Consider the following 20,464-nt stretch of genomic DNA (forward strand, 5'->3'; position numbering starts at 1 on the left):
AAATTATGTTTACTATTTGAAACTTTCCAAGATTTAAATGACAAATAACAAGCAGCCGAAAAAAATATTATTCCACCTATCCAATAATACAAAGATTGCGGTAAGGATAAATTAAAATATGCCGTAATTGCACCGCACACAAAACTTATAATGAATATTGCTATACATATAAATAAACTTTCTAGCAAAAAAGGAAGAGGTTTTAGTTTTTTCTGCTGTCTTTGAATTAAAGCCCATGTCCCAATTGCAGCAATGTATAGTGCCCAGTCCATACTCTCACTCCTCGTTAATCTTTTGTTTATATTACACCATGTTCAAGGATTCTCCCCGTTTATTCAATAATCTTCATTATGTAAACTAGTAAAAAGCGGAGCAATTGGCTCTGCTTTTCTTTTATCCACTTTGTTACTTTTCGCATCGTAATCATTGACAAAGGTATTGGAATAGCAAAGATTGCTGACCTTGTAATATCATTTAATGGAGGGTCAAAATACCAAATTAAGAGGTAAATCGGGGTTGCTACCGCAGTGTACACAATAAAGACTACTATAAAATACTGCCCTAGATTCATCACACTACCTCCTGACCATGTTTGTTTAATGATATCTATTGCAATTAAACCCTATACCTCACGCGAAATGAACCATTCAAAATTATCTACGAAGTTCACTTGCAATAAGTTACACTCTTTTCAACACACCTCCCCATTAGCAACATAACGAAAGCGAAGGTTTGTGCAACGATCGCATCCGTAAGTTTAGGTAAAGGACTTCACAAGCTTAAGTTACGGTAAAGTTTTTTACTGTTTACTATAAAAGATGGACATTCATCTTCATACCGATTAAGACCATTAAACCTGAACCTAATCCTAATAAAATAGAGTACAAAGTGTGATTTTCAACAAATAAACCAATAAAGATAAAAACCAGAAAATAAATAGGCACCGCAAAAAGGAGATAACGTCCCAGGCTCATTTAACAACACTCCGTTCATGTGTCCACTAACGCTTACCCGTTAGCTTAATAACCATTTATTTGAAAAGATGATGATTAAATGTACAACTTTCTACGGTAGTTCATCTTGTTTAACATTTACACTTTCATATGATAAGGACTTCCAAAAGGTATCCTCATCATCCAGTTCTCTCGGAACCTTATTTGTTTTGAAGAACCCATCTTTTGTACTAATTGTTTCTGAGCTTAAATGAACAATCGCATTTTCACCGTTTTCAAGATGAAATTCAAAATACATTCCAATTCCACCTACTTGCGAATAATTTTCACTTGCTTTTCGCTTAATTGTAACCTCATTAAGTAAATTTATTATCTCTTCAATATCAGTGCTCTTTGTTACAGATTTCTTTTCTGCTGATGCTGGAACACTTCCAGTAAATATATCAATATGCCGTACATCCTCCGCATTAACAGATAAATCAATAGGTCTGTTTGAAGAAAAAATAAATATAAAGACAGAAATTGATAAAACTAAAATTAAGAATCCCCAATAACGTTTTTTCATATAACCACTCCCTATTGTTTTATTAGATAAACCACAAAACATACGGTATTTTATCTATGCGAACCTCCCCCTTTAGTTTAACATCATTTTCCAGTTCGAAGATACAAAAAAAGAGCTGCAACTTTGCAACTCGCAATTTTACTAGCGCTCTCCGCTAGGCTTAAGTACATTGATTCACAAATTTTATTAATAATTACGTTAGCGCCATAACCAGACACTACGGCTTCTTCCACTAAACGCCTCCTGTTTGTTGAAGAACGTATTTATTATATATTAAGTCTGTTTTGTAATTGTTTTAAGGAAAGTAAAGCAAACTCATTAACATCCTTATTTTTACTTTTAGAAAGTTCTTGCAAGACAACAAATAAATAACCATCTTCTATGATTCCTTTATTTTCACCTTCTGCACAGCAAAGTAAAAAAAGAAGTAAGTTAAAATGAACTTTCGGTTTTTCATGATGTCTCATTTTCTCGACCATGTACCGTATCAAATCGTTATTAGTTGAAAGAATCTTTCTAAATAGATGATCAATTTCCTTCGGTGTGCCCTTTTGTATCAAATCATCTATCTTATTGTAATATTCATTTATTTCTTGTTTAGTCAGTACAGTATTTGGAATATCAATTTCTTTTTCATTGTAATCAACAAGCCCATTGATAAATCCTTCAAAATTCTTTGCTAATCTTATTTCTTGATTTTGTTCAATATCTATAAGAATTACAGGAGGCTCAGTCTTACTATTCCGATAATCAAGTGCAATCCAAGTATGTCCATCTCCTGAAACTGGTACAATATTTTTAGGTAAACCCCATTCTTGAATTAAATACTCACTTTCTAATATTCCTTTTTCCTTACCCATGCCTATCCCAAATATGTGGTCAACATTAACATGGTCATCTGCCCAAGATGTTGGTGCATTTGTAGGATGTGCATTAAATATGATATAACCACCATTTTGTTGATTTAAGATATTTATGTACGAATCTGGTAACTTAATTCCCAATTTATCTTCTGCTATTTTTACAATCTCATCTGTTAATGGTTCTAATTTGCCATAATCATTACCTTCTTGCCAAATGTTCTTCACTTTAAAGTCCCCCAAGAAAGTTTAGTTGGTTATCCTATCTAGCACAACAAGAAGTGGGCTCTTGTTGTGCTATTCTGCCTTGTTAGTGCAATAGAAATTAAATTTGCTTATTGTAGGATTCCCCTTTTAGTTTAGGTGCATTGTTTCACAAAGTTAATACATTACTTCCTTCTATTTTAACATAAATATCCAAACCCTCCTCTTTTCACATAAGAATTCGCATAGTACAGCACATCAAAATCACAAGTAGGAAATATTTATTTCCACCTACGTGAATAGGGCTGTGAATTTTTTTGTAATTTCACAGTTATTTAACGATAAAAGACTGATATAACAACAAAAAAAACACGTGCGATTGCTACAGTGAAATCGCATGTGTTTTTGCTGTGAATTACTTGTTTGCACCTCTGAAGTAGACCCGTTAGATTGTCCTTATGAGTCTTTCATAAGGACAAAACAGGGGAAGAAACTCATGAAATTGTCCTTATGAGTCCTTCAAAAGGAAACCTCCATGGATGTCTTTTTGACTTGAAATAAAAAACAATTTCACCATGATCTTCAGCAAATTCCTCTTCTTTTTCATACAAAAAGACTGTTACATTTCTTTACCGATTTGTAGTTAAAAAGGAAACCACTCGCTATACTTGTGTAAACAACAAAACTTACACTCGTATAACCTCAAAAATAAGGTTTGAGGGTTTCTACTAGGTACCGTAAATTCCTGGCTACGAGAGATATGCATCCCCCTGCATATTTCTCGTAGCTTTTTTCATTACATGAATCAAAATTTTGCTCTTCATTCATTTTGCAAGGAGGAATACTATGGCAAAAATATTAATTAAGAACGCGGAAATAATTACGATGAACCCTCAAGACGAGCAATTCAAAGGAGATATTTTAATTGAAAATGACAAGATAATCGCTATTGGTAGTGATCTGTATGAACCAAAATTGGATAAGATCATCGATGCAACCAATCGCGTCGTAATTCCAGGTTTTATTCAAACACATATTCATCTATGTCAGACCTTGTTTCGCGGGAAAGGAGACGATCTAGAATTAATGGATTGGCTCAAAAGACGAATATGGCCACTAGAAGCCGCACATGATGAGGAATCTATTTATTACTCCGCTCTATTAGGTATCGGTGAGCTGATTCAAAGTGGCACCACCTCCATCGTTGATATGGAGACTGTACATCATACAGATTATGCTTTTCAAGCAATAGCTTCGAGTGGCATTCGAGCCTTATCCGGGAAAGTGATGATGGATAAAGGAAACGAAGTACCAAAGCCCTTGCAAGAAACTACGTATGGTTCGATCATGAAGAGTGTGAATTTAATGGAAAAATGGGATATGTTTGATGGAGGAAGAATTAAATACGCTTTTTCACCAAGATTTGTTGTTTCGTGCACAGAAGAGTTATTAAGAGAAGTAAGCTCCCTTTCGGAAAAATACAATGTATTTGTTCATACACATGCCTCAGAAAACAAAGGAGAAATATCGATCGTTGAACAGGAAACAGGCATGAGAAATGTTGTGTATTTAGATCATTTAGGACTAGCGAACGAACGATTGATATTAGCTCATTGCGTTTGGTTGGACGAGGAAGAGAAGCGAATTATCAAAGAAAAAAAGGTTCATGTTAGTCATTGCCCAGGCTCCAATCTAAAACTTGCATCAGGTATTGCAGAGATTCCTAGTTTACTTGATGATCAGATTTGCGTCAGTTTAGGTGCAGACGGAGCTCCTTGTAACAATAACTTAGATATGTTTAATGAAATGAGACTTGCTGCTCTTATCCAAAAGCCAGAACACGGACCAACTGCCATGGATGCAAAAACAGTGTTTAAGATGGCTACCATCGGAGGTGCAAAAGCGATTGGGATGGCAAATGAAGTGGGCAGTATTGAAGTAGGGAAAAAAGCAGACTTAGCTATCCTTAATTTAAATGACCTGCATATGTACCCATCCTATGATGTTGATACCATTTCAAGAATCGTTTATTCAGCTACAAGAGCAGATGTGGAAACTACCATCGTAAACGGAAAAGTACTAATGGAGAACAGAATTTTAAAAACAATTGATAAAAACACCATTATGTACGAAGCAAATATAGCAATAAAGAGATTGTTAACACGAATACCAAAACTAACTTCTATTTCTTAGATGGTAAAACTGGGTTATGTCCGTTTCAATGTTTTGCACGGCCGATTGAGTGTTATAGAAAAGAAAGGGTAGATAATTGGAGGACTTATCAATGACTTTCGGAGCATTCATCACGGGCATATTCTTTATCATTATTCAATTGTTTGCAAACCGTTTTATCCCCTCGTCCAGAATCCAAAGAAGTCGTTGGCTTTCGTTTTCAGGTGGGATTGCAGTTTCTTACGTTTTTGTTTATGTATTACCAGCACTACATGAGCAACAGGCAGCATACGGGCAAGAAGTGGAGCAATTAACAATGGAATCAGAATTGTATTTTGTTGGACTAATTGGAGTTTTAGTATTATTTGGAATTAAAAAATTAGCTGATAACCAGGAGGAACAAGAAAAAAAAAGTAAAAAACAATTTTGGGTGGAGCTTAGTTTTTTTAGTCTATATAACATGTTAATCTCGTATGTCGTTATCACATCACAGGTTGCAGGCTGGCAGGCTGTTTTTTATTCTACAGCAGTCGGTACCCATTTCCTTGCGGTAGCTTATGACTTGTGGTCAGAAGATAAGCATAGCTATGAACGAATAGGTAGATATATATTAGCACTAGCTATATTGATAGGATGGACGTTAGCAACCTGGATTACATTGACACCGTTACTTGTCGCAATCATCTTTGCGTTTATATCAGGAGCGATGATATTGAATGTTTTAAAAGAAGAACTACCTACAAAAAGACAGGCACATTTTCCGTCCTTTGTCATTGGATCCGTATCCTATACATTTATTGTTATCGCACTAAAATATTTTTTCGAATGGTAATTGTCATCAGAAAATATGTAAGGAAATATTACGGGTTTTATGAAATTTTTGGGTTCATTTGCCAAAATAGTAGTAAGGAGTTTCACTCACCTAATTATTTTTCCACAAACTACAACCAGCAATGAGAAAAAATCTTACTAGAAGTTGGAAGTTAAATCACAGAAAATGAGGTGAATAGAATGGTTTTTTCTATGATTGAGATAAATAAAATGACCAAAGCAGAGTTTATTACTATTGTTGGAGCGGTATTTGAACATTCTCCATGGGTTGCGGAGAAAGCTTGGGATTCACATCCTTTTTCTAGTTTTGAAAAAATGTATGAAGTATTGGTAAAAGAAATGAATAATGGAGATCACGCTTTAAAGTTATCGTTGCTAAGAGCTCATCCTGATTTAGGATCGAAACTAGAAATGTCAGAAACATCCAAATTAGAACAGAAGAATGCAGGTTTAAGTGAATTATCTGAGCAAGAATTTCGAGAGTTCTCCTCATTAAACAAAAGCTATGTAGAAAAGTTTGGTTTTCCTTATATTATGGCGGTGAAAGGAAAAACGAAAGAAACAATAAAAACTAACTTAAAAGAAAGAATTAATAATTCCTATATGGAAGAGTTTGAAGCAGCTTTAGATCAAGTAAGCAAAATAGCAAGATTTCGTTTGGAAGACTTGGTGGATATACAAAGAGAGAGTTACCAATAAAACAAAAATGGCGGGGTGATCTATGTGGAAGCAAAAACAGTAGAGGGAAAAATAGGGGTAAAACGAACCATGTATTATGGAAAAGGAGATGTTTTTGTATATCGTACATTTGGAAAGCCTTTAGAAGGAATAAAAGAAATTCCAGAATCACCTTTTAAAGGAAGATCTAATACAATTTTTGGAATGGATATTAAAATAGCCTTAAAAGGTGATGCGTTTTTCTCATCGTTTTCAGAAGGAGATAATTCACTTGTTATTGCTACGGATTCTATGAAAAATTTTATCTTGTATCATGCGGGTGAATTCAATGGAACAACGATGGAAGGTTTCTTAGCTTATGTAAGTGAAGCTTTTCTTAAAAAATATAAACATATTACTGGGATTACGATTTCAGGTACACAGTTTCCTTTTCAAGAGGTAGACGTTCCGTCAGAAAGGGGTTTTGCATTAAGTGATACTGTATTCAGACAAGGCTTAATCGAACAGCCATCTGCAGCTTTAGAAATGGAGCGAACAGAAGGGAACGATTATGAAATTACGAAACAAACAAGTGGAGTGAAAGGACTTCGTTTAATAAAAGTGAAGGGAAGCTCCTTCTATGGTTTTATTCAAGATGAATTTACTACTCTTCCAGAATCCCATGATAGACCACTATTTATTTACTTAAATATTGATTGGAAATATAAAAATGGAAATGATGCAAATGGAATTTTTTCACAAAACTACGTCCCTGCAGAACAAGTGGCCCACATAGCACAAACAGTGTTCCATGAAAAGGACTCCCCATCTATACAAAAATTAATTTATGACATCGGATTACGAATATTAACGAGATTCCCACAGCTTGAGGAAGTATCTTTTGAGTCCAATAATCGAACGTGGGATACAGTATTAGAAGAAGTTTCTTATTCTCCGGAAGGGCAGATTTTTACTGACCCTCGTCCTCCATTTGGATTTCAAGGGTTTTCCATGACTCAAGATGATTTACTAGCTGATGGTGAATATTGATGTTAGGTACATTGACTACGCACGTGCTAGACACTAGTATTGGAAAACCAGCCGAACATGTTTTCATAACTTTATATAAGCTACCTGAAAAAAGAAAGCTTCGTGAGTGCTATACGAATAATGATGGTCGAATAGATCAACCTTTATTGGAAGGAGAATCTCTAGTAAAAGGAACATATGAACTTCATTTTCATGTAGGCGAATATTTTCAAAAAAAATTGGAAAGTGAATGTACCTTTTTAGATGTTGTGCCTGTACGTTTTGTCATTTCTAAAGATGAAAATTACCATGTTCCATTATTAATATCACCAGGGGGATATAGCACATATCGGGGAAGTTAAGACATCCTTTTTTCGAAGAAATGGGAAGGGAATATATGCTTCGAGAAAAGGATTCATACTATAGTTTTCCAAAAAACAAGGAAACTAACCGATGCACCAAGGGTGACTCAAGAGGAAGGAGAGTGCCCTCTAAAGAGTCACCCTCATTACTACTAAAAAAGAGGGGAGAGCTGGTAGTTTGGAAGAATACAAGATAAATGAAGAAAGACTTTGGAATTCATTAATGGATCTGGCTCAAATAGGGGCTCTTCCTGAAAAACAAGGAGTAACAAGACTTTCCTTGAGTGAAGCAGATCTAGAAGGAAGAAAATTTCTAATTCAACTCATGAAGGACTGTGGTTTACATGTTCGAATCGATAAAGTTGGAAACATCATCGGAAAATTAGAAGGATGCGATAACCAAGCTCCCATCGTAATGACAGGATCTCATATAGATACTGTTTACGAGGGAGGCAAATTCGATGGCACCTTAGGTGTGTTAGGAGCTTTAGAAGCGGTTCGAACAATAAAGGAAAAGGAAATCCGGTTAACTCATTCTATTGAGGTAGTGTCTTTTACAGACGAGGAAGGAACAAGATTTGGAACTGGTTATATAGGAAGTAAAGGAATGGTGGGGAAGCTTGATGAAAGTTACTTTCGTCTACAAGATGACTTGGGAACATCGTACGAAGAAGCATTTTTACAAGCAAATCTAAACCCATCAGAATTTGAAAAAGCTAGAAAACAGAGAGGACAGATAAAAGCATTTATTGAAATGCACATTGAACAAGGGAAAGTATTGGAAGATCATGACGTTCCAATAGGAATTGTTACAAACATTCAAGGTCCAATCTGGTTAGAGGTAGCAATTCAAGGTAGCGCTGATCATGCAGGCGCCACTCCTATGAATATAAGAAACGATGCTTCATTAGCGATGGCAGAAATAATGTTACAGGTAGAATCGATTGCAAAAGAGTTTGATGGAGTTGGTACAGTTGGAAAACTAAAGGTGGAACCTGGAGGTGTAAACATCATACCAGGGAAGGCTGTATTCACAATAGATCTTCGCCATGGAGATATCGTAATTCGTTCTAAGATGGTGGAGAAAATGTATGAAGCGGTGGAAGTGGCTTGTAGAAAACGAGGTGCAAAAGCAACCATTGAAGTAAAGAAAGATGTTGCTCCTGCTAAGTGTTCAGATGAATTAATAAAGGTTCTGGTAAAAAGTTGTTCAGAAGCGAAGGTAGTTCCTTATAAATTACCTTGTGGTGCGGGGCACGATTCACTACTTCTCTCAGAGATCACTGATATAGCCATGATTTTTGTGCGGTCGAAGCATGGAATTAGTCATAATCCAAAGGAGTGGTCTAGTAAAGAGGACTGTGCGAAAGGTACACAGGTGTTATTACAGACATTACTTCATTTGGCAAAATAAAGAGAATGGGAGGTGTTTCTATTGATGGAAAGGAGACAGCTACATGTACCTCCTAGGACAATAATGACCCCAGGTCCGGTGGAAGTAGAACCGAGAGTGCTGCAAGCCATGTCAAATTCAATATTAGGGCAATTTGACCCTAGTTTTACATTCATTATGAATGAAACGATGGAATTATTAAGAGATGTATTGGAAACGAAAAATCATTGGGCATATCCAATTGACGGAACATCGAGGGCTGGAATCGAAGCGATGTTGTGTAGTGTCATTGAAGAGGGAGATAAAGTTCTTATTCCTTCTTTTGGACGATTCGGTTATTTATTAACCGAAATAGCAGAACGCTGTGGAGCAGATGTTCATTTTATGAGTTGTGCATGGGGCGAAGTTTTTGATCCAGAAGAAGTAATCAAGGAAATAAAAAAAGTAAGGCCAAAGATTGTTGCAATTGTTCATGGAGATACATCCACCGGAAGACTTCAGCCTTTAAAAGAAATAGGATTTGCTTGTCGAGAAAATGATTCCTTACTTATAGTGGATGCTGTAGCAACAGTAGCAGGTACAGAGGTAAAAACAGATGAATGGTTAATAGATGGGGTAATAACAGGAACTCAAAAATGCATCTCTGTTCCATCTGGGATGGCTCCTCTCACCTACAATGACAGAATAGAAAAAGTTATCTTAGAGCGAAAATCTATTGAAAAAGGCATTGCATCGAAAGAACAACTAGGAAGAAATAATACGAGAAGACGTATCCAGAGTAATTACTTCGATTTAAGTCAGCTACAGGATTATTGGAGTCCAGCAAGGCTAAATCATCATACCGAAGCGACCTCTATGCTTTATGGGTTACGGGAAGGTCTAAGTATTATTCTAGAAGAAGGTTTAGAGCAGCGTTTTGCAAGACATCGTCTTCATGAAAATGCATTGGTAGCGGGAATCAAAGCTATGGGATTATCGTTATTTGGTCGTGCTGACAGTAAATTGCCTACTGTAACTTGCGTAAACATTCCAGAAGGGATTAATGGAGATGCAGTTCGCTCTATGTTGTTAGATGAGTTTGGAATTGAAATAGCTAGCTCTTTTGGACCATTGCATGGAAAAATATGGCGTATCGGTACAATGGGGTATAGTTGTCAAAAGCGAAATGTCCTTTTAACTCTTGGAGCATTTGAAGCGGTTCTCCTACGTCACAATGCGAGAATTCATGTCGGGGAAGGAGTTCAAGCCGCACTAAACGTTTATAAATCTGTGGAAAAAGAGGAGATATCTATATGAATAATTCCGGTGCTTTTATGAATGAGACTATTCAGCTAGATGCTACGGATGAAGGGCTATTGTCAGGACTAACATTTACCGTAAAAGATGTTTTTGATATTAAAGGTCACGTTTCTAGTGCAGGAAATCCAGATTGGCTACGGACTCATGGCCCAGCCGGAAAGAATGCGCTGGTGATTGACAAGTTATTAGAGAATGGGGCAAAGCTGAACGGAACTACCATCACAGATGAATTAATGTATAGTTTAAATGGGGAAAACGTTCATTATGGAACTCCAGTTAATCCTAGAGATTCTCGCCGCATTCCAGGCGGTTCGTCCAGTGGTTCCGCTGTTGCTGTAGCAGCAGAGTTGGTCGATTTTTCATTAGGTACAGATACAGGAGGCTCTGTTCGGATTCCAGCTGCCTACTGTGGTGTGTACGGTTTTCGACCTACACATGGGAGAGTATCGATGGATGGAGTCATTCCATTAGCTGATAGTTTTGATACGGTAGGTTGGATGGCTCGGGATTGTACTACGTTATATAAAGTAGGCTGTGTGTTGCTTGGAGAAGTTTCCCCTGTAGGGTCACCATCGTTTAAACGAATGTTGTTTAGTAAAGATGCTTGGGAGCTGGTGGATGATGAAAGTTTTAAAGCGTTATCTCCATTTGTTTCATTATTAGAAAATGTGATAAATCATAATGAATGGGTTACTGTATCTGAGGAAGGTCTTGGGGAATGGAGTAACCTTTTTCGTGCTATACAAGGAGTGGAAATCTGGAATAAGCACGGGACTTGGATTAAGAAAACAAAGCCTGTTTTTGGCCCAGACATAGATGCGCGTTTTACATGGGCAAGTACGTTAGTAAAAGATGAGGATAAGCTTGTGAAAAGGAAAGATATACGACATTATATGGAGAAATTATTAGGAGAAGATGGATTATTAATTATTCCCACTGTACCTGGAATTGCCCCATTATGTAATCTATCAGGAGAGAAGATAGAGAAAAGGCGATCACAGACGATGCAATTATCTTGTATTGCCGGGTTATCAGGATTTCCACAAGTAACCGTTCCAGTTGGGGGAGTTTCAGGAATACCTTTAGGATTATCTGTGATTGCAGGGAGGAACCAAGATATACGGTTACTACAATGGGTGAATAAATTAAAGCTTGATGAATAGAAGAGGAGTGGCCATTCGAGGAGGATGTTGGCCACTTTTTTTTGCTGTAAACTGTATGCGCTTCCAATTGTGATGTGGAATAAACGTTCCATATTCTGTCATATTGTTCACGAAACTGTTGATCTATTTTCAGTGGAGATTATGTATAATAAGTCATTAATAGAAAATGCAAGAGTGTAGAATTGTTTTGTTGGAAATAAATATAGAATGCACTTTTAGTAGGTCAGGCGGAATTTTTACTCATGGAGGAATTATTCATGAATTATCTTAGTTTGTTAGACGAACCTCTTATTCTTATCTTTGTTATTTTACTTTTGGGCTCGATCGTTGGGCAAATAAAGGTAAAGGGGTTAAATTTAGGCGCATCAGGAGTTCTATTAGTAGCCATGGTTTTTGGACATTATGGATACAATATCCCTCCAATCGTTCAAAATTTAGGACTTGGTCTATTTATTGTTGCTGTTGGGCTACAAGCTGGCCCACGTTTTTTTCGAATGATGAAAAGTAGTGGTATCGTCTTTGGTATAATCGGTTTGATAATCGTGGGAATTGCCGTAGTTACTACGATTATTGTATCAAAAATATTTAACCTATCTGCTCCATTAAGTATAGGCTTAATGACAGGTGCATTAACAAGTACACCAGGTTTGGCGGCAGCATTACAGGCAACAAACGATCCTATTGCCTCCGTTGGTTACGGTATCGCGTACCCATTTGGTGTATTGGCAGTAGTACTATTTGTTCAATTATTACCTAAACTTCTTAAAGTGGATATAGAGAAAGACTTGAAACGAACAGTAGGTCCAGTGCGTCATAAAAGTTCTCCATCCTCTATGATGATTAAGGTGGAAAACAAAGATATGCACAAAAGAACGTTGAAAGAACTGAAGCTAAATCGAAATAGTTCTGTAGTGATTAGTAAAGTTGTTCGAGGCGATCGAAGCTTCTTAGGTAGAAATGATACGGTGTTGTTATTAGGTGACGAGATTATTGTAGTTGGTTTTAAGGATGATTTGCAAAAACTAAAGGAATTTGTAGGTTCTGAAGTGTCTGCTAAAATTGAGTACAAAGATAATCTAACTATTAAAAGGATTACAGTGGAAGCAGACGAGTTGATTGGTAAAAATTTGCGGGAGATAAAATTAAGAGCAACTCATGGTGTGAATGTTACAAGAGTGGAACGGGGCGGATTTGAATTTAATCAAAACCCTTCCTGGCGTTTTGAACGCGGCGATATCATTACGGTTGTTGGGAGCGAGCGCAGACTGAAGGAAGTAGAGAAACTGTTTGGTACGAGATATCATACAGAGACACACGTACATCTGCTCTCATTGAGTTTGATTTTGTTGATTGGAATTTTAGTTGGAATGATCCCAATCCATATTCCAGGTTTAGGTAGCATGACATTAGGGGTAGCAGGCGGACCCTTATTTGTTGCAATTATAGTTAGTCATTTTGGAAAACTCGGTCCGATTCATGCTCGGTTTTATCAACCAGCAAATCGAGTCATTGGGGATATTGGTCTTGTACTATTCTTGGCGGGTGCTGGAACAACGGCAGGAAATGGAATTGTGGAAGTTGTTGTCAATGAAGGATTTGGACTAGTAATTGGAGGTTCTCTCATCACACTAACCCCCATTATTGGTGGATTCTTAATTGCAAAAAAAATGTTTAGATTGAGTATCATTCACTCTCTCGGCGCTTTATGCGGTGGTATGACGAGTACACCAGGATTAGGAGCATGCAACAATTTGATTGATTCAGATGATGCTGCAATTGCGTACGCAGCAGCCTATCCATTCGCATTGATCTTTGTGGCACTATCCGCACAGCTGCTGGCGTTGGTGTTGTAGGGGTGAAGGCTTGGGATGCTGGAGTGACCTGTGGTTGTTAAGTTCGTGAAATGAAAATTTTATTTTAGGGGAGGATGCTCAGCCGTGTGGATGCTGGGCATTTTTGATTGATGGTCTGCTAACTACATAAATGTAGTGGGAAATTATGAAAATGAGTCAAGAAAGCGCGTCTTATTTGACAAAACCGTGTTGAAGCAGCCTGAATTGTCAAACAAGCGTGCGTTATTTGACAAAACCGTGTTGAAGCAGGCCTGAATTGTCAAACAAGCGTGCGTTATTTGACAAAACCGTGTTGAAGCTGCCTCAAAATGTCAAGAAAGCGCGTCTTATTTGACAAAACCGTGTTGAAGCAGACCTGAATTGTCAAACAAGCGTGCGTTATTTGACAAAACCGTGTTGAAGCAGCCTCAAAATGTCAAGAAAGCGTGTCTTATTTGACAAAACCGTGTTGAAGCAGCCTCAAAATGTCAAGAAAGCGCGTCTTATTTGACAAAACCGTGTTGAAGCAACCTCAAAATGTCAAGAAAGCGTGCGTTATTTGACAAAACCGTGTTGAAGCAGGCCTGAATTGTCAAACAAGCGTGTCTTATTTGACAAAACCGTGTTGAAGCAGCCTCAAAATGTCAAGAAAGCGTGTCTTATTTGACAAAACCGTGTTGAAGCAGGCCTGAATTGTCAAACAAGCGTGCGTTATTTGACAAAACCGTGTTGAAGCAACCTCAAAATGTCAAGAAAGCGTGCGTTATTTGACAAAACCGTGTTGTATTATTAGAGAACTGTCTATAACCCCTGTGATATTAGACAATATTAGTTAAGAAACATAAATCAAATAAATAATAACTAATTAAAATAAGATGAAAACATCATTTAACTAATTGATAGTACAGCCTTATGCATCATTTAATAATTACTCAAAGTAAGAAAGCTTTCCTTTCCGAAATTGTTTATAATGTTTCATTAAAATCCTAAAAACTCTTCTTTTACACTTAACCACCCCACACCATTCATGAACTAACTTCGTCGTAATTCTCATCTCCGGAAATAACCGCTTAATTTCCTCCACATTCCGTAAAATAGCGTCTTCCACACTTTCTTCAAACCCACACTCTGAGCAAACAATCACGCTCTTAATAACAGAAACAAACAATGATTTGCAATTACAACAGAACACCCCTTTTTTTACTTTTGCATAAGAGTATTCCGGAATGTTGTCTGTTGAGGGTTTCGGATTGTGCAGAGATATTAACTTCTCAGCCAACATCGTATGTTTTTCAGATAAAGTCGATGGAATAGAAAGTAAGTTTTTCTTAAGGCGGTTTAATTGTGGTGGGTGAATAATAGGAAGGTCTTTTTGAGCTTGAAGCAAGACAAATTCAGGATTTACGAAAACTACCGAAGATTGGATGGGGAAATTTAAGCCGTGTTTTTGTAATAATTGCCGAAGTAATGTCTCCATTCTAGCGATTTGATTTAGAGGATTTTTTATTTCTTTTTTTGATGGATACATAAATAGAAAATTTCCATCAAAATAATAATCCCCTTCTAAGTTTTTTACCTCAAAAACATAAATAGTGCGCTGACAGATGACTAGTGAGTCGATTTGAAATTTTGTGTTGTTGTGCTCAAGTACGAGGTCATTGACAATCAACCAGTTATTAGGTAAGTCCTCTAACCACAGGTCAAATTGTTTTTCACCTTCAAATCCTTTGCACCGGCTTCGATAATAGCTAATTTCGTCTTCAGAAAGTTCCATTCGGACATTTAAAGAATCATAAACCAATATATCATGAGGAACACTACGAGTTTTTAAAAAGTTACCCATATTTCACCGCCCGTTACAATTGATATAGTACAAGATTACTATAATATGAACTATTATAGTGAACAACTGTAATTTTAGTATAATTGGTGACATTTATTTATGGAGGAAAAACGGATGTCTAAACGGCTTCAATGAAAGTTCTCAATAAAACTTGGCATCTCCATCGTATTTTTTTACTTTATGTCATATTTTATTGAAACTTTTTCTCTTTTGACTCGGTATATATATAAACAGAAAAACCATGGATGAAGAAAATTAATTTTCTGAATAGCATGTTTTCTGGCTCACATTTGTGTTACGATTTACAGATAATGTATTGTATTTACTTATTGGGAGGGGTGATGGATGTTTGGTTTTATAAAGCGAATGAAGAGAGCGATGAGCTCTGATTTTTCCAAAGTATTCGATAGTGCGGAAGAACCAGAGGAAATGCTCCAAAGCTATGTAAATCATTTGAGCCAAGAAGTAAAAGCAATGGAAGTAGAAGTTTCGAAAATGATTGCGGAAGAAAAGAGAGTCGCAAAGCGTCTTCAAGAGGCGAAAGAAAAAGTACAGCAACGAGAGCGACAAGCGCTCCAAGCGGTAGAAGCAGGGAAAGATGAGTTAGCACTTCGATACATTGAAGATAAAGCGAAAGTAACAAAAGAAGTAGAGTATCTAGAAATATTTAATGAGAAAACAAAAACTAATCTGCATGAACTAAAACATAAACTGAAGCAAGCCCAGTCAGAGTATCAACAAATGCAAATCAAATATGAAGCGATGAATAATAAAACCGGTACGATCATGTTTGAGAAGAAGGAAGATTCAAATACGACCGTAAATGAGGATGAGCAGGAACTTCAAAGAATGAAAGAGATCATTAAGAATAAACATGGGTGGGATAAATAATGGAACTCTTCGGTCAGTCACTAGAAACGATATATTTATATGGATTTATTATTAGTGGAATTTTAACCTTATTCTATATTTTATTTGGAGATATTGTAGAAGGTATTTTCGAAGCTCTATCAGAAGGACCAATCAATCCTACACTAATTCTTTCTTTCCTAACATTCTTTAGCTCCATGGCATTTTTATTGGAGAGGTTTTCATCCCTACATAGCCTGATAGTTCTTATTGCATCACTAATAACTGCATTTTTCTTAGTAACATTGTTAAATATTTTCGTGCTAGTGCCCCTATCCAGAGCAGAAGCAACCCTCGCGTATTCAGACGAGGATCTGAAAGGAAGGATTGGAACAGTGATTATTTCTATACCTGAAGATGGTTTTGGAGAAGTCATGATCCAAGGGAAAGGTGGAAATATTGCGCGTTCTGCAGTTAGTTTTGAAGATGTAGCTATTCCATATGGAGAGCAAGTGTTAATTGTTGATATTAAAGAGAGTGTATTACATGTGTCACCACATGAAAAATTAGATTAAGAAAAGCAAAGGGAGGATAAGAAAAACATGCCAGAGTTAACATTTATTATTATTGGAATTGTCGTTGTTTTAATCCTTGCACTACTTGGTGTTTTTGTTACTAAATACCGTACTGCAGGACCTGATGAGGCACTTATCGTAACAGGAAGTTACTTAGGTGGAAAAAATGTAAACACAGATGAATCAGGAAACCGCATTAAGATTGTTCGTGGTGGAGGTACATTCGTTTTACCAGTTTTCCAACAATCAGAGAAATTAAGTTTACTTTCAAGTAAGATTGATGTATCTACTCCGGAAGTTTATACGGAGCAAGGTGTACCAGTTATGGCAGATGGAACTGCGATTATCAAAATCGGTGGATCCATTGGTGAGATTGCAACTGCTGCAGAGCAGTTTTTAGGGAAAACAAAGCAGGACCGTGAAAACGAAGCGAAAGAAGTATTAGAAGGACACCTTCGTTCTATCTTAGGATCATTAACAGTAGAAGAAATTTATAAAAATCGTGAGAAGTTCTCACAAGAGGTACAACGTGTAGCTTCTCAAGACTTAGCGAAGATGGGTCTTGTAATCGTATCATTCACAATTAAAGATGTAAGAGATAAAAATGGATATCTAGATTCTCTTGGTAAACCGAGAATTGCACAAGTAAAGCGAGATGCAGATATTGCAACAGCGGAAGCAGACAAAGAAACGCGTATTAAGCGTGCTGAAGCTTCAAAGGATGCACAGCGTGCTGAGTTAGAACGCGCTACTGAGGTTGCGGAAGCGGAAAAAGTAAATCAATTAAAAACTGCAGAATATCGAAGAGAGCAAGATGTTGCTCGAGCTCGCGCTGACCAAGCGTATCACTTAGAGGAAGCGCGCTCGAAGCAAGAAGTAACAGAGCAACAAATGCAAATTCAGATCATTGAGCGTCAAAAGCAAATTGAGTTAGAAGAAAAAGAGATTTTAAGAAGAGAAAAGCAGTATGATTCAGAAGTAAAGAAAAAAGCAGATGCGGATCGTTACTCTGTTGAGCAAGCTGCAGAAGCGGAGAAAAGAAAACAAATGGCGGAAGCAGATGCCAAGCAATATAATGTGGAAGCAATGGCTAAGGCGGAAGCAGAAAAAGTTCGTATTGACGGTCTTGCAGCAGCAGAAGCAGCACGAGCAAAAGGGGAAACAGAAGCAGAGGTTATTCGTCTTAAAGGGCTTGCCGAAGCAGAGGCAAAAGCGAAAATTGCAGAAGCATACGAGAAGTATGGCCAAGCAGCAATTCTCGATATGATCCTTCAAATGCTTCCTTCTTATGCAAAAGAAGTGGCTGCTCCATTATCTAACATTGAGAAAATTACAGTTGTTGATACAGGGTCTAGTGGTCCAAATGGTGGTGCTAACAAAGTTACAGGTTATGCTACGAACTTGATGTCTACGTTACAAGAATCGTTAAAAGCATCATCAGGTATCGATGTAAAAGATTTAATTGAGAACTTTGCAGGAAAAGGAAATGAGAAATTAAATATTGAAGAACTTAAGAAAGAGCTAACTTCTTCAACTTCAGTTGAAAATAAAGAAGACAAATAATCATTATATGGAAAAGCACTTCTAAAAAATAGAGGTGCTTTTTCGTTTTTATAGAATAATACAATGATAGTTTTCTAATGAAAGGAAGTAGTTATTATGGAAATTCCGTTATGGCATGATGATGCACCCTATGCAAAAGGCAGTACGGAAGAGGATATACCTGCGTTAATTCCTTATTTGTTGGATGGAGAAAACAATTCCGTTGTCATTGTATGTCCTGGTGGTGGATATGCAAGAAGGGCAAACCATGAAGGAGAGCCAATCGCAAAATGGCTAAATTCTATTGGGATATCAGCTTTTGTTTTACGATATAGAGTTGCACCCTACCAATATCCGTGTGCTTTACTTGATGCACAAAGAGCAATTAGAACGGTACGTTATAAGGAAAAAGAGTATGGAATAGATCCCATGAAGATAGGTATACTAGGTTTTTCGGCGGGGGGCCATGTTGCTGCAACAGCTAGCACGAAGTTCGATTATGGGAACCAAATGTCAGAAGATCCAATCGAGCAACAATCTTGTAGGACAAATTTGTCGGTCCTATGTTATCCTGTCATAACGTTGAAAGAAGGGTTTGGGCATGCTGGTTCACGGAGTAACTTATTAGGAGAAAACCCAAATTCTACTCAGATTCATGAGTTATCACTTGAAGAAAATGTTACTCCTGAAACACCACCAACATTTTTATGGCATACATCAAACGATGCTTCCGTACCAGTGGAGAACAGCTTATTATTTGCTTTAGCTCTTCGAAAAAATAATGTTCTGTTTGACTTGCATGTTTATGAAGAGGGGAGACATGGTTTAGGTCTTGCTTTAGAAGATGATCATGTTCATTCGTGGACAAACACTTGTACTTCATGGTTAAAACAAAATAAATTTGTATAAATCAAACCAGGAGTGTGAAAAAGGAAAACCTTTCTCACACTCCTGATAAATTTATTAGAGTTTAATGAACAACGACTTCTGTTATATCACCTCTTTTTCTTCTGTGGTAAGCTTTTGAATATTGATCAACAGCAATAATAGCTTCAACCACATCATCTGCACTGACAGAAAAAGGTAAATTATGAATCGTTTCACCATCTTTTGTAGCAGCATATCCAATTAAATATAGTTCTTCCAAAGTGGCATCTTGTAATTTTATTTCCTCCAATGTAACTGGCAATTGTAATTGCTGGTAAAATTCAATAAACTTTTCTATTTCTTCTAGAGAGCGGTTTTCAAGTACTAATTGAGTTAATGTCCCATATGCGACTTTTTCCCCATGTGTTAGATGATGAATATCTCCATCGATGGCTGTAAACCCATTATGGATGGCATGTGCAGCAGCTAAACCTCCACTTTCAAATCCTAGACCACTTAATAATGTATTAGCTTCAATAACGGATTCAAGGGCAGGTGTTACAATGCTTCGCTTTACTGATTCGAATGCTTGTACGCCAAAGGTAAATAACACTTCTTCACATTTTTTTGCTATTACTTCTGCTGCAATGGTTGTATATCCCCCAGCCATGTTTTTGGCATTTGATTGGATTGTGGCTTGAACCTCTACCCAAGTTGCCATAGCATCAGCAATTCCAGATGCTAAGAAACGTGCCGGAGCATTAGCAATTACCCTACTATCTACCAAAACTAGATCAGGATTTTTCTTATAAAACTTGTATTCTTGAAATACTCCTTCATCTGTATAGATTACGGACAATGCACTAGTAGGTGAATCTGTGGATGCGACCGTCGGAGCTATTACGGAGAGTGCCGCCAAGTTATCAGCTACAGCTTTTGAGGCATCCATCGTTTTTCCTCCACCAACACCGATAACTATATCAACATTCTCATTTTTTCCAATAGTAGTAATTCTTTTTATTTCGTTATAAGACGATTCACCATTAAAAATAATCTTTGTGACGGAAATATGTGCTGATTCTAAGCTGTTAGATACCTTCTTTGCAGCAATTTCCCAAACAAATTCATCAGCTATTATTAATGCGTGACTTCCAAGCTCTTGCAAAAACGAACATGCATGCTCAAGTACATCTTTTCCTTGTATATACTTACTCGGACTAATAAATATACGCTCAGTCAAGTAAATCATCTCCTAACATAAAGTGGTATTTCAAGATACATTATAGAATATTATTACTTTCTTAAAAGCACTAATATATGTCAAAAAATAGAAATTTATATAGAATTCATGAAACTTGTCTTAATATGATCCTAAAGGAATAGTAACAACCATTCCGTTCTTTATATGAAACGATAAAAGGAGTAAATGAAAGATATTTGTCGATATAAGGTTGTTTCCCTATGAAAA

Annotated in this window: 20 protein-coding genes, 1 pseudogene and 1 riboswitch; of the genes and pseudogenes, 13 read left to right on the forward strand and 8 right to left on the reverse strand. The window is 36.8% G+C overall.

The annotated features are described in order from the left end of the window. From ACERII_RS10810 to ACERII_RS10835, 6 genes and pseudogenes are all read right to left on the reverse strand, one after another. Window positions 1-272, reverse strand: a 272-nt coding sequence (locus ACERII_RS10810; protein ID WP_373642266.1) for a hypothetical protein, incomplete at its 3' end; no start/stop codon positions are given. A 59-nt stretch (window positions 273-331) separates the two neighbouring features. Next, complete coding sequence (locus tag ACERII_RS10815) at window positions 332-571, reverse strand: hypothetical protein (protein WP_373642268.1); 240 nt, start codon at window positions 569-571, stop codon at window positions 332-334. 238 nt (window positions 572-809) lie between these two features. Then, window positions 810-974: a hypothetical protein gene (locus ACERII_RS10820; RefSeq protein WP_373642270.1), complete on the reverse strand. Its 165-nt coding sequence runs from the start codon at window positions 972-974 to the stop codon at window positions 810-812. A gap of 91 nt (window positions 975-1,065) precedes the next feature. After that, complete coding sequence (locus ACERII_RS10825) at window positions 1,066-1,518, reverse strand: hypothetical protein (protein ID WP_373642271.1); 453 nt, start codon at window positions 1,516-1,518, stop codon at window positions 1,066-1,068. Window positions 1,519-1,601: 83 nt separating this feature from the next. Beyond that, window positions 1,602-1,751 (reverse strand): hypothetical protein, encoded by a 150-nt coding sequence (locus ACERII_RS10830; RefSeq protein ID WP_373642273.1) that lies wholly within the window; start codon window positions 1,749-1,751, stop codon window positions 1,602-1,604. Window positions 1,752-2,144: 393 nt separating this feature from the next. Further along, window positions 2,145-2,606, reverse strand: a pseudogene (locus tag ACERII_RS10835) (SMI1/KNR4 family protein); the annotation flags it as partial. Between the two features lie 648 nt (window positions 2,607-3,254). Then, window positions 3,255-3,354, forward strand: a riboswitch (purine riboswitch). Between the two features lie 74 nt (window positions 3,355-3,428). Between ACERII_RS10835 and ACERII_RS10840 the strand changes: the two are divergent. From ACERII_RS10840 to ACERII_RS10880, 9 genes are all read left to right on the forward strand, one after another. Further along, a complete protein-coding gene (locus ACERII_RS10840) occupies window positions 3,429-4,775 on the forward strand; it encodes a 5'-deoxyadenosine deaminase (RefSeq protein ID WP_373642274.1) in 1,347 nt (448 codons plus the stop codon). Between the two features lie 91 nt (window positions 4,776-4,866). Beyond that, window positions 4,867-5,586 carry a hypothetical protein gene (locus ACERII_RS10845; RefSeq protein ID WP_373642276.1) on the forward strand — a complete coding sequence of 240 codons (720 nt, stop codon included), beginning with the start codon at window positions 4,867-4,869 and terminating at the stop codon, window positions 5,584-5,586. A gap of 179 nt (window positions 5,587-5,765) precedes the next feature. Continuing rightward, the gene (gene uraD, locus ACERII_RS10850; protein WP_373642278.1) at window positions 5,766-6,284 is read left to right on the forward strand and encodes a 2-oxo-4-hydroxy-4-carboxy-5-ureidoimidazoline decarboxylase; all 519 of its coding nucleotides are present in this window, start codon (window positions 5,766-5,768) and stop codon (window positions 6,282-6,284) included. A 24-nt stretch (window positions 6,285-6,308) separates the two neighbouring features. Continuing rightward, window positions 6,309-7,292: a factor-independent urate hydroxylase gene (pucL, locus tag ACERII_RS10855; RefSeq protein ID WP_373642280.1), complete on the forward strand. Its 984-nt coding sequence runs from the start codon at window positions 6,309-6,311 to the stop codon at window positions 7,290-7,292. Then, the gene (uraH, locus tag ACERII_RS10860) at window positions 7,292-7,633 is read left to right on the forward strand and encodes a hydroxyisourate hydrolase (RefSeq protein ID WP_373642282.1); all 342 of its coding nucleotides are present in this window, start codon (window positions 7,292-7,294) and stop codon (window positions 7,631-7,633) included. The genes pucL and uraH overlap by 1 nt, the downstream gene beginning before the upstream one ends. Window positions 7,634-7,811: 178 nt before the next feature. Beyond that, the gene (locus tag ACERII_RS10865; protein ID WP_373642284.1) at window positions 7,812-9,047 is read left to right on the forward strand and encodes a Zn-dependent hydrolase; all 1,236 of its coding nucleotides are present in this window, start codon (window positions 7,812-7,814) and stop codon (window positions 9,045-9,047) included. A gap of 24 nt (window positions 9,048-9,071) precedes the next feature. Then, window positions 9,072-10,322, forward strand: coding sequence for a pyridoxal-phosphate-dependent aminotransferase family protein (locus ACERII_RS10870; protein ID WP_373642480.1), 1,251 nt, complete (start codon window positions 9,072-9,074; stop codon window positions 10,320-10,322). After that, window positions 10,319-11,488: an amidase gene (locus ACERII_RS10875; protein WP_373642285.1), complete on the forward strand. Its 1,170-nt coding sequence runs from the start codon at window positions 10,319-10,321 to the stop codon at window positions 11,486-11,488. The genes ACERII_RS10870 and ACERII_RS10875 overlap by 4 nt, the downstream gene beginning before the upstream one ends. A 257-nt stretch (window positions 11,489-11,745) precedes the next feature. Continuing rightward, entirely contained in the window at window positions 11,746-13,341 is a 1,596-nt protein-coding gene (locus ACERII_RS10880; RefSeq protein ID WP_373642286.1) for an aspartate:alanine exchanger family transporter, read from the forward strand. Window positions 13,342-14,248: 907 nt separating this feature from the next. On the opposite strand, the gene ACERII_RS10885 is transcribed toward ACERII_RS10880, so the two are convergent. Next, window positions 14,249-15,163, reverse strand: a complete 915-nt coding sequence (locus tag ACERII_RS10885) for a nuclease-related domain-containing protein (protein ID WP_373642288.1) — start codon at window positions 15,161-15,163, stop codon at window positions 14,249-14,251. 345 nt (window positions 15,164-15,508) lie between these two features. On the opposite strand from ACERII_RS10885, the gene ACERII_RS10890 reads away from it, so the two are divergent. The 4 genes from ACERII_RS10890 to ACERII_RS10905 all read left to right on the forward strand — a co-directional run bounded on the left by ACERII_RS10890 (window position 15,509) and on the right by ACERII_RS10905 (window position 19,038). Further along, window positions 15,509-16,054, forward strand: coding sequence for a PspA/IM30 family protein (locus ACERII_RS10890; RefSeq protein ID WP_373642290.1), 546 nt, complete (start codon window positions 15,509-15,511; stop codon window positions 16,052-16,054). Then, window positions 16,054-16,587, forward strand: a complete 534-nt coding sequence (locus ACERII_RS10895) for an NfeD family protein (RefSeq protein ID WP_373642292.1) — start codon at window positions 16,054-16,056, stop codon at window positions 16,585-16,587. The genes ACERII_RS10890 and ACERII_RS10895 overlap by 1 nt, the downstream gene beginning before the upstream one ends. Before the next feature lie 27 nt (window positions 16,588-16,614). Continuing rightward, window positions 16,615-18,150 carry a flotillin lipid rafts scaffold protein FloT gene (locus ACERII_RS10900; RefSeq protein ID WP_373642294.1) on the forward strand — a complete coding sequence of 512 codons (1,536 nt, stop codon included), beginning with the start codon at window positions 16,615-16,617 and terminating at the stop codon, window positions 18,148-18,150. A 96-nt stretch (window positions 18,151-18,246) separates the two neighbouring features. Beyond that, window positions 18,247-19,038, forward strand: a complete 792-nt coding sequence (locus ACERII_RS10905) for an alpha/beta hydrolase (RefSeq protein WP_373642296.1) — start codon at window positions 18,247-18,249, stop codon at window positions 19,036-19,038. 61 nt (window positions 19,039-19,099) lie between these two features. Here ACERII_RS10905 and ACERII_RS10910 read toward each other — a convergent pair whose 3' ends face one another. Beyond that, window positions 19,100-20,236: a glycerol dehydrogenase gene (locus ACERII_RS10910; protein ID WP_373642297.1), complete on the reverse strand. Its 1,137-nt coding sequence runs from the start codon at window positions 20,234-20,236 to the stop codon at window positions 19,100-19,102. Between the last annotated feature and the right edge of the window lie 228 nt (window positions 20,237-20,464).

It is taken from the genome of Evansella sp. AB-rgal1 (assembly GCF_041820985.1).
In the GTDB taxonomy this organism is placed as follows: Bacteria; Bacillota; Bacilli; order Bacillales; family Salisediminibacteriaceae; genus Evansella.

Coding starts and splice junctions, on each gene's coding strand:
- ACERII_RS10815 (WP_373642268.1), bottom strand. CDS start 571: ATGAATCTAGGGCAGTATTTTATAGTAGTCTTTATTGTGTACACTGCG.
- ACERII_RS10820 (WP_373642270.1), bottom strand. CDS start 974: ATGAGCCTGGGACGTTATCTCCTTTTTGCGGTGCCTATTTATTTTCTG.
- ACERII_RS10825 (WP_373642271.1), bottom strand. CDS start 1,518: ATGAAAAAACGTTATTGGGGATTCTTAATTTTAGTTTTATCAATTTCT.
- ACERII_RS10840 (WP_373642274.1), top strand. CDS start 3,429: ATGGCAAAAATATTAATTAAGAACGCGGAAATAATTACGATGAACCCT.
- ACERII_RS10845 (WP_373642276.1), top strand. CDS start 4,867: ATGACTTTCGGAGCATTCATCACGGGCATATTCTTTATCATTATTCAA.
- uraD (WP_373642278.1), top strand. CDS start 5,766: ATGGTTTTTTCTATGATTGAGATAAATAAAATGACCAAAGCAGAGTTT.
- uraH (WP_373642282.1), top strand. CDS start 7,292: ATGTTAGGTACATTGACTACGCACGTGCTAGACACTAGTATTGGAAAA.
- ACERII_RS10870 (WP_373642480.1), top strand. CDS start 9,072: ATGGAAAGGAGACAGCTACATGTACCTCCTAGGACAATAATGACCCCA.
- ACERII_RS10875 (WP_373642285.1), top strand. CDS start 10,319: ATGAATAATTCCGGTGCTTTTATGAATGAGACTATTCAGCTAGATGCT.
- ACERII_RS10880 (WP_373642286.1), top strand. CDS start 11,746: ATGAATTATCTTAGTTTGTTAGACGAACCTCTTATTCTTATCTTTGTT.
- ACERII_RS10885 (WP_373642288.1), bottom strand. CDS start 15,163: ATGGGTAACTTTTTAAAAACTCGTAGTGTTCCTCATGATATATTGGTT.
- ACERII_RS10890 (WP_373642290.1), top strand. CDS start 15,509: ATGTTTGGTTTTATAAAGCGAATGAAGAGAGCGATGAGCTCTGATTTT.
- ACERII_RS10895 (WP_373642292.1), top strand. CDS start 16,054: ATGGAACTCTTCGGTCAGTCACTAGAAACGATATATTTATATGGATTT.
- ACERII_RS10900 (WP_373642294.1), top strand. CDS start 16,615: ATGCCAGAGTTAACATTTATTATTATTGGAATTGTCGTTGTTTTAATC.
- ACERII_RS10905 (WP_373642296.1), top strand. CDS start 18,247: ATGGAAATTCCGTTATGGCATGATGATGCACCCTATGCAAAAGGCAGT.